This window comes from Streptomyces macrosporus, from assembly GCF_039533145.1.
Taxonomy (GTDB): domain Bacteria; phylum Actinomycetota; class Actinomycetes; order Streptomycetales; family Streptomycetaceae; genus Streptomyces; species Streptomyces macrosporus.
On record NZ_BAAASZ010000017.1, the window covers coordinates 220,196 to 229,560 of the forward strand.

At 74.4% G+C, this 9,365-nt stretch carries 4 protein-coding genes; 3 read left to right on the plus strand and 1 reads right to left on the minus strand.

Features of this window, described 5'->3' with window-relative positions:
* Positions 1-111: 111 nt before the first annotated feature.
* Complete coding sequence (locus tag ABD335_RS09450) at positions 112-996, plus strand: SDR family oxidoreductase (protein ID WP_344321694.1); 885 nt, start codon at positions 112-114, stop codon at positions 994-996.
* Positions 997-1,112: 116 nt separating this feature from the next.
* Positions 1,113-1,562, plus strand: a complete 450-nt coding sequence (locus ABD335_RS09455; protein ID WP_344321695.1) for an SRPBCC family protein — start codon at positions 1,113-1,115, stop codon at positions 1,560-1,562.
* A gap of 232 nt (positions 1,563-1,794) precedes the next feature.
* On the opposite strand, the gene ABD335_RS09460 is transcribed toward ABD335_RS09455, so the two are convergent.
* Positions 1,795-6,303: a cation-translocating P-type ATPase gene (locus ABD335_RS09460; RefSeq protein ID WP_344321696.1), complete on the minus strand. Its 4,509-nt coding sequence runs from the start codon at positions 6,301-6,303 to the stop codon at positions 1,795-1,797.
* 491 nt (positions 6,304-6,794) lie between these two features.
* On the opposite strand from ABD335_RS09460, the gene ABD335_RS09465 reads away from it, so the two are divergent.
* A partial coding sequence (locus tag ABD335_RS09465) for an ATP-dependent Clp protease ATP-binding subunit (RefSeq protein ID WP_344321697.1) occupies positions 6,795-9,365 on the plus strand: 2,571 nt, incomplete at its 3' end.

Below are 9,365 nucleotides of genomic sequence, written 5' to 3' on the forward strand. Positions count from 1 at the left end.
CTCCGGGCGGGTGCCGTCTCCGGGTCCGGGTCCGAACGGACGCCGGATCGGAGCCGGGCGGCAGAGGACGCACGAAGCCAGGAACCCCAGGAAGAGAGAAGAAGGACGGACATGAGCGACCAGGGACAGCAGGACCCGACCAAGCGTCACCCGCAGCCGGAGTTCCCCCAGCAGGACCAGCCGCATCCCGGGCTGACCGAGCGGATGGAGCCGGAGCCCGACCACGGCGAGTCCTCCTACCGCGGCAGCGACCGACTGAAGGACCGCAAGACGATCGTCACCGGCGGCGACTCGGGCATCGGCCGCGCCGTGGCGCTCGCCTTCGCGCGGGAGGGCGCGGACGTGCTGTTCACCTACCTCGCCGAGGAGGAGAAGGACGCCCGGGAGACGGCGCGGCTGGTGGAGGAGGCCGGACGGACGGCGGTGCCCCTCCTGTGCGACATCCGCGAGGAGTCCGAGTGCCGTCGCCTGGTGGACCGGGCGGTGACGGAGTTCGGCCGCATCGACGTCCTGGTGAACAACGCCGCCTTCCAGATGGCGCAGTCCGAGGGCATCGAGGGCATCGACACCGAGCAGTTCGACCGGACGATGCGCACCAACCTGTACGGGATGTTCTGGCTGTGCAAGTTCTCCCTGCCGCACATCCCCGCGGGCGGCAGCATCATCAACACCACCTCCGTCCAGGGGTACAAGCCCAGCCCGCACCTGCTCGACTACGCCACCACCAAGGGCGCCATCGTCACCTTCACCCAGGGGCTCGCGCAGAACCTGGCCGAGCGGGGCATCCGGGTCAACGCCGTGGCCCCGGGCCCGGTGTGGACGCCGCTGATCCCCGCGACCATGCCCGACACCTCGGAGTTCGGCAAGCAGTCCCCGCTGGGCCGGCCGGCCCAGCCCGCCGAGATGGCCCCGGCGTACGTCTTCCTGGCGTCCCAGGAGGCGAGCTACATCACCGCCGAGATCGTCAACGCCACCGGGGGAACTCCCCTGCCGTGACGCCTCCGGAGCGCGTCCGCTCGGTCGCCGAATGTCCGTACTCCTTTCGGGTAGGCGGAAGTTGACGGAACAAAACACCGCACACCAGTCATCACGACCGAGAGAAGGGATGACGGATGTCCAAGGTCGAGGAGTCGATCGAGGTCCGCGTTCCGGTGCGCACCGCGTACGACCAGTGGACGCAGTTCGAGACGTTCCCGAAGTTCATGGAGGGTGTCGAGCGGGTCGAGCAGAAGACCGACACCCTGACCCACTGGGTGACGAAGGTCGCCGGTGCCAAGCGGGAGTTCGACGCCCGCATCACCGAGCAGATCCCCGACGAGCGGGTCGCGTGGACGACGGTCGACGGTGAGGCCAGGCAGGCGGGCGTGGTCACCTTCCACCGCCTGGACGACGACCGGACCAAGGTGATGCTCCAGATGGACCACGAGCCCGAGGGCGTGACGGACACCGTCGGCGACAAGCTCGGCGTGGTCCGGCACCGCGTCAAGGGAGACCTGAAGCGGTTCAAGGAGTTCATCGAGAAGCGCGGCACGGAGACCGGCGCCTGGCGCGGCCGGGTCTGATCCGGCACCCCTTCCGACCGCGGGCTCCTCTCCTCGAAGCGGTCGGATTCCGAAGCGGCCCGCGGAGCGCGTGACGCGCTCCGCGGGCCGCTCCCGTGTGTCGCCGTCCTCGGCTTCCGTTCTCGTGTGCCGTCCTCGGTTCTCGTCGTCGGCCGCCGTCCTCGCGCGGCGCCGTGCCCGTCCCGCGCGCGTGCGCCCACCGCCGCGGCGACGGACGGCCTCGCTCCCGACCTCACTCCCCCGTCCGGGACTCCTCCACCGGGGACTCCTCCACCGGGGACTCCTCCGGGGACTCCTCCGCGTCCGTCTCCACCCCGTACGGGAGGATCGACGGCACCGCCAGGCGGCGGACCAGCGGGGTCGCGGCGGCGCCCAGCACCGTGGCCGTGGTGATCGACCCCAGGGCGATGCCCCAGCCGACCGGGCCCAGCGGGGTGCAGCCGAAGAACTGGCTCACCCCGGGCGTCTGGATGACGGTGGCCAGGGCCGCGGCCGAACCGAGCCCGGCCACCAGCACGTTGCGGTCCAGGCCCCCGGTCAGCAGCGTCTGGGCGAGCTGGGTGCCGACCACCGAGGCCAGCGCCACCGTGCTCGCCCGCCGGCCCCGTCCGGTGAGCCGGGCGGCGCCCCAGGCCAGTCCCGCGCCGAGCGTGGTGGTGGCGCCGCGCAGCAGCACCTCCCGGGACAGGCCGGTGCCCAGGGACCGCTCCGGGCCCTCCCGCAGCAGCCTCTCCCCCGTCTCCGTCGCCGGTTCGCGCACCGCGATGGCCAGCGCCGGGGCGAGGTCGGTGAGGAGGTTGACGAGCATGATCTGCCGGGCGTTCAGGGGCGAACTGCCGGTCAGGGCGGCGGCCAGCACGCTGAAGGTCACCTCGCCGAGGTTGCCGCCGAGCAGGATGGCCAGCGCGTCGCGGACCGATCCCCACATCGCGCGGCCCTCCAGCAGCGCGGCGATGATCGTCTCCAGCCGGTCGTCGCTGACCACCAGGTCGGCGGCGGCGGTCGCGGCGGGCGTGCCGCGCCGTCCCAGGGCGATGCCGACGTCCGCCAGCCGGATGGCGGGGGCGTCGTTGGCGCCGTCGCCGGTCATCGCCACCACCCGGCCGATGCGCTGGTACGCCTGGACGATGCGCACCTTGTGGTGGGGGCTGCACCGGGCGATCACGTCCAGGGTGGGCAGCAGCTCGTCGAGTTCGTCGTCGCTCAGCTCGTCTATCTCGGCGCCCGTGCACACCTTCTGGTCGGGGTTCTCGCTGACGGTGGCGGCGATGGCGTCGGCGGTGGCGGGGTGGTCGCCGGTCAGCATGACCGTCTGCACCCCGGCCGCGCGCAGCCGCGCGGTGGCCGGGGCGGCACCCGAGCGCACCGGGTCGGCGAGGGTGACGAAGCCGAGGAAGGTCAGACCGTCGACGGTGTCGTCGGTGAGGTCCTCGTTCGGACGCAGCGGGCGTTCGGCCACGGCCAGGACGCGGCGTCCGGCGCCGGCGAGCTCCTCGGCGGTGGCGGTGAGCCGCTTCCTGGCGATGTCGTCGAGTTCGCTCTCCCGGCCTCCGCCGCCCTCGGCCCCGCCGCGCCGGCGCGAGCAGCGCTCCAGCACGTTCTCGGGGGCGCCCTTGACGCTGAGCAGCGCGCCGCGCGAGGTGCGGCCCGCGGTGGCGTGGTAGGCGCGGGACGACTCGAACGGCAGGGAGTCGGTGCGCCGCCACTGCGGCGCGCCCTGGCGCATGGCCACCTTCGCGCGCCGTGCCCCGACCACCACCGCGCGGTCGGTCTGGTGCTCCATGGGCTCGGACGGGCGGGCGGGCGGGGTGGCGCGCAGCGCCGCGGCCAGGACCGCCTTGCAGGCGGCGTCGAGCCGGTCGGCGGGCAGGTCGCGCTCGCCGTCGCTGACGGTGGCGAGCTGGAGCTGCCCCTCGGTGAGGGTGCCGGTCTTGTCGAAGCAGAGCACGTCGGCGCGGCCGAGGGCCTCGATCGTACGGGGGTTGCGCACCAGGGCGCCGTGGTCGGCCAGCCGCCGGGCGGCGGCGAGCTGGGCGGCGTTGACCAGCAGCGGCAGTCCCTCGGGGACGGAGGCGACGGCCAGGTTCACCGCGGAGGCGAGCGTGTCGGCCAGCCTGAGGCCGTGCAGCAGGCCGGCGCCGGCGACCGCGCCGGCCGAGCCGAGCGCCAGCGGCAGGCTGGTCTTGGTCAGCTCGTGCAGCCGGGACTCCACACCGGTCGTGGGGGCCTTCTGGCGGGCGGTGGCCAGGCTGCGCCCGACCTCGGTGGCGGACCCGGTGGCCACCACCACGGCCACCGCGGTGCCCGCCGAGACGGTGGTGCCCTCGTAGAGCATGGAGTGGCGGTCGGCGATCTGCGCGGCGACCACCGGCGCCGGGTCCTTGGCCACCGGCAGGGACTCGCCGGTCAGGGAGGACTCGTCGACCTCCAGTCCCTCGGCGTGGAGCAGCCGGCAGTCCGCGGGCACCACTTCCTGGGAGCGCAGCACGACGACGTCCCCGGGCACCAGGTCGCCGGCGGCCACCAGGCGTTCGGTCCCGCCCCGCCGGACCCGCGCGCCGATCGCCGAGCGGGCGAACAGCTCCGCCAGGGCCCGGTCGGTCCGCACCCGCTGGACGGCGCCCACCAGGGCGGAGGCGCCGGTGATCCCCGCCACCAGCGCGGCGTCGGTCTGCGATCCCACGGCCGCCGACAGGGCGGCGCCCGCCGCGAGCACCGGGGTGAGGGGGTTGGCCAGCTCCTCGATGAACGCCGCGGGCAGGCTGATGCCCTTCGGCTGCTCGGAGGTCGTCTCCCTGGCCGCCCGGGCCTCCGCCTCCGCCCGGTCCAGGCCCCGGTCCGTGGTGCCCAGGCGCTCCAGGACGCGGTCGGTGGGCATCAGGTGCCAGGGCGTGGTCTCCACCGGCGGGGTGACGGGCCGGGACAGCAGTTGTCGGGCGCGCCAGGTGCCCAGGCAGAACGCCGCGGTTCCGGCCGTGGTGTTCGCCGCGGCGCCCCGGGCCGTGGCCTGGAACGGGAGGGCCTGGAGGGCGGCGATCGCGCCGACGCCGCTGCCGCCCGCGGCCAGGAACCGGCTCTCGTGGTCGACCTGGGCGGCCACGCCCACCGCGTCCACGACCAGCCCGACCGTCTCCAGGTCGGTGCCGGCCAGGATGTGGGCGCCCCAGGGCGCCGGCTCGCCGTCCCGGTGCACGCCGATCCCGCAGTCGGCCGCGGCCAGGGCCCGGCGGTCGCCCGACACCAGCAGCACCACCGCGCCGTCCGCCTGCATCCCGCGCACGGACTCCGCCAGGTGGTCGCCGCCGGGGACGACGGTGTCGGCGAAGCCGAAGACCGGCTCCGGTCGACGGCTCGCGAGCACCACGCGGACTCCCGCGCGGCGGGCCGCGGCGGCCACGGCGTCCGCGCCCGGGGCCTTCTGCCGGGCCAGGCCCGCCACGGCCATCAGACGCCTGCCCCGGGCCAGACCCAGGACGCGTTCGCCGCCCTGCTTCCGTAGGCGCCGCGCGGCCTGCGTCCCCTTGCGGCCGGTCAGCTCCAGCGCCTCCAGCGGTCCCAGGCTCCAGCCGTCCTCGTCGCGGTGGGTGGTGTCCGCGTCCTCCGGGGCGAAGAGCGCGAAGGTCCGCTCGGCCGCCTCCTGGGGGTCCGTTCCCTCCAAGGGGACCAGATCGGCCAGTTCGTGGTGGCTGCTGCTCAGCGCCTCCTCGTCCAGCAGGACGGTGTCCGTCTGGCCCAGCCGCCGCAGCACGCCGCGGTCCATGACCACGGCGCTCCGCAGCGCCAGGGCGCGGCCGAGCGTGGTCGCGAACCCCTCCCGGCCCGCGTCCGGGGCCTTGGGGACGCCGGCGAGCGCCACCGCCAGTCCGCGCCGCGGTCCCGCGAACGGCACCGCCGCCGCACCGGCCGACATGCTCACCGCCATGGACCGTTCGGCGTAGCGGTCGGTGGCGTCGCGGGGGGCGGGACGGGGGCGCTCCGCCGTGATCGGGCCCGCGGCGGCGTCCTCCGGGCCGCTCACCAGCCTCGGTTCCGCCTCCTGCCACGCCTGGCGGTGCGCACCGGCCTCCCGCCACTGGGCCAGGCGCTGGACGACGTCGAGCATGAGTCCGCCGCCGCGCGTGGCCACGCCCTGGGTGAGCGCGGAGATCACCGGCAGCAGCGACTCGGCCCGCTCCGGGTCGTGCAGCCCCACGTCGATCAGGTGCCGCAGCCGCGGATGGCGGGTGACGGCTCCGGTGATCGCGGCCACCTCGGGCGGCAGGGGCGTCCAGGGGGCCACCCGGTTGACGGTGGACAGCGCCAGTCCGAACACGTCGGCGCCCAGGGCGGAGACCGACTGGCGGGTCCGCGGGCCCTCGCAGGGGTGGTGCGGCTCCTGGCACCACTCCCCGTGCTCCTCGCAGGGGACCTGGCTCTCGGCGCGTTCCACCAGCGCCACCAGTTCGCGCTCCGGCGGGGGCGGCGACGCCAGGGCCACCACCACCCGTCCCGACGGGGCGTTCACCCGCGCCCAGAGCACCCCGGGGTGTCCCTCCAGGTTGCTCTCCACCCGTCGGGCGAGCCGTGCCCCGTCGGAGTTGTGCAGCCCGTGGACGACGATGTAGCAGCGTCCCGGCCTGGTCCACACCGCTCGTCCGGGCAGCCCGACGAACCGGCCGGCCAGCCTGCCGACGGTCCCCACGGCCTCACGCGCCCCCGCGACCCCGTCCGACACCAGACCGAGCCCGGGGGGAACCGGCACACGCAGACCCGACAGCAACGACATGGACCGTGCCCTTCCGACCGCGAACCGACGAAACACCCGGCAACCCCGCAAGGCCGGGGGCGAGGGCCCGGGGCTCGTGGCCCGCGGGGATCCGCACGGTCTCGACGTCCGGTCCGGGCACGTCCCCCACCGAAGGAGTCACACGCTCCGGATAACCTCTTCCGCCCGCCTCACACCTGCGGACGGCCCGCCCCCTCCTCCCCGGACCGGCGCGGCGGACGGGACGGACCGGGCGACGCCCCCGGACGCCCTTCCGGCACGGGCCCGCCCCCCGCGCGGAGCGATGCGGATGGATGCGGATGGACAATGAAAGACGCTGACGAATGCGAATGAATGCGGGCACACGCATCAAGTGCTGACACAGGCGACGTGTCGCGCCGCTCGGAGCGGGAAACCCGGAGCGCGAGACAGACGCATCGAGACAGCAGCGCGGCCCGGCTCCGTCCGGACCGGCGGGATGGACATCTATGACCAGCGGGTACATGGGTCCCGAGGGCTTCGGCCGGGATCCGCTCGGCGAGTTCCTCGCGCGCTTCCTGGGCGCCGCGCCGGGCGGGCAGCGGCCCGGTCCCCGGTACTTCGACTTCGTCCGACTGATGAGCGAGCCCGCCCGGCAGCTCGTCTCGTCCGCGGCGTCGTACGCGGCCGAGCACGGCAGCTCCGACCTCAACACCGAGCACCTGCTGCGGGCGGCTCTCACCACCGATCCGACCCGTGCCATGGTCTCCCGCGCCGGAGGCGACCCCGACACGATCGTCGCCGAGATCGACCGGCACGCCGGGGACGGCCCGCCGCGCTCCTCGATCTCCGTCAGTCCCGCCGTCAAGCGCGCGCTGATGGACGCCCACGAGGTCGCCCGGTCCTCGGGCGTGTCCTACATCGGCCCCGAGCACATCCTGGTGGCGCTGGCCGCCAACCGGGACTCCGCGGCGGGACAGATACTCAACGCCGCCCGCTTCGACGCGCGCGCCGGCCTCCCCGAGGGCCACCTGCCCGGCGCGGCGGGCCCGGGCGAGCCCCAGCCCGCCGCGCCGGGAACGCGTCCGGGGCGGGGCGGGACGGGCACACCGAACCTGGACAAGTTCGGCCGGGACCTGACCGAGCTCGCCCGTGACGGCCGCATCGACCCGGTGATCGGCCGCGACGAGCAGATCGAGCAGACCATCGAGATCCTGGCCCGGCGGGGCAAGAACAATCCGGTGCTGATCGGCGAGGCCGGCGTCGGCAAGACCGCCATCGTGGAGGGGCTGGCGCAGCGCATCGCCGACGGCGACGTGCCGGACAACCTGCTGGGCCGCCGCGTCGTCCAGCTCGACATCGGGAGCCTGGTCGCCGGAACCCGCTACCGGGGCGACTTCGAGGAGCGGCTCACCGGCATCATCGACGAGATCCGCGCCCACTCCGACGAGCTGCTCGTCTTCATCGACGAGCTGCACACGGTCGTGGGCGCCGGCGGGGGCGGCGAGAGCGGTTCGATGGACGCGAGCAACATGCTCAAGCCGCCGCTGTCCCGCGGCGAGCTGCACGTCATCGGCGCCACCACCCTGGAGGAGCACCGCCGCTACATCGAGAAGGACGCCGCGCTGGCCCGCCGCTTCCAGCCCGTCCTGATCCCCGAACCCTCCACGGCCGACGCGGTGGAGATCCTGCGGGGGCTGCGCGACCGGTACGAGGCCCACCACCAGGTCCGCTACAGCGACGAGGCGCTGCTGGCCGCCGTCGAGCTGTCCGACCGCTACCTGACCGACCGCTACCTGCCGGACAAGGCGATCGACCTGATGGACCAGGCCGGCGCGCGCGTGAGGCTGCGCTTCTCCACCCGGGGCACCGGCGTGCGCGCGCTGGAGCGCGAGGCCGAGCAGTTGCGGCGGGACAAGGACCAGGCCGTCGCCGACGAGGACTACGAGCGGGCGAAGGAGCTGCGCGACCGCCTCGCCGAGGTGGAGCGGAGGATCGGCGAGGCGGACGGCGCGGAGCCGGTGGTGGCCGACCGCATCTCCGAGGTGACCGTCGAGGACATCGCCGACATCGTCTCCCGGCAGACCGGGATTCCCGTCAGCACGCTCACCCAGGAGGAGAAGTCCCGTCTGCTGGCCCTGGAGGAGCACCTGCACCAGCGGGTCGTCGGCCAGGACGAGGCCGTCTCCGTCGTCGCCGAGGCCGTGCTGCGCTCCCGCGCCGGACTGTCCAGCCCCAACCGTCCGATCGGCAGCTTCCTCTTCCTCGGCCCCACCGGCGTCGGCAAGACCGAGCTGGCCCGTGCGCTGGCGGAGGCGCTGTTCGGCACCGACGACCGGATGGTCCGGCTGGACATGAGCGAGTACCAGGAGCGGCACACCGTCAGCCGGCTGGTGGGCGCCCCACCCGGGTACGTCGGCCACGAGGAGGCCGGGCAGCTGACGGAGGCGGTGCGCCGCCACCCCTACTCGCTGCTGCTCCTGGACGAGGTGGAGAAGGCGCATCCGGACGTCTTCAACATCCTGCTCCAGGTCCTCGACGACGGGCGGCTGACGGACTCCCAGGGCCGCACGGTCGACTTCACCAACACCGTCATCGTGATGACCAGCAACCTCGGCTCGGAGGCCATCACCGGACGGGGCGGCGCGCTGGGCTTCACCTCCGGCGGCACGGGCGCCGAGGCGGACGAGGCGGCCCGCCGGGAGCGGGTGCTGCGCCCGCTGCGCGAGCACTTCCGGCCGGAGTTCCTCAACCGCATCGACGAGATCGTGGTCTTCCGGCAGCTCTCCGACGAGCAGCTGCGGCGGATCACCGACATGCTGCTGGACGAGACCCGGCGGCGGGTGCACTCCCAGGGCGTGGAGGTCGACTTCACCCCGCAGGCCGTGGAGTGGCTCGCCCGGCACGGCTACCAGCCGGAGTACGGCGCCCGGCCGCTGCGCCGGACCATCCAGCGGGAGGTGGACAACCCGCTCTCGCGGATGCTGCTCGGCGGCGAGCTGGGTCCGCGCACCCGGGTGCGGGTCGACGTGGAGGACGGCAGTCTGGTCTTCCACAAGGACACGGCGGCCGACGCCGCG

Bases quoted from the DNA above. Each gene is read 5' to 3' on its own strand.
- ABD335_RS09450 (WP_344321694.1), top strand. From the start codon at position 112: ATGAGCGACCAGGGACAGCAGGACCCGACCAAGCGTCACCCGCAGCCG.
- ABD335_RS09455 (WP_344321695.1), top strand. From the start codon at position 1,113: ATGTCCAAGGTCGAGGAGTCGATCGAGGTCCGCGTTCCGGTGCGCACC.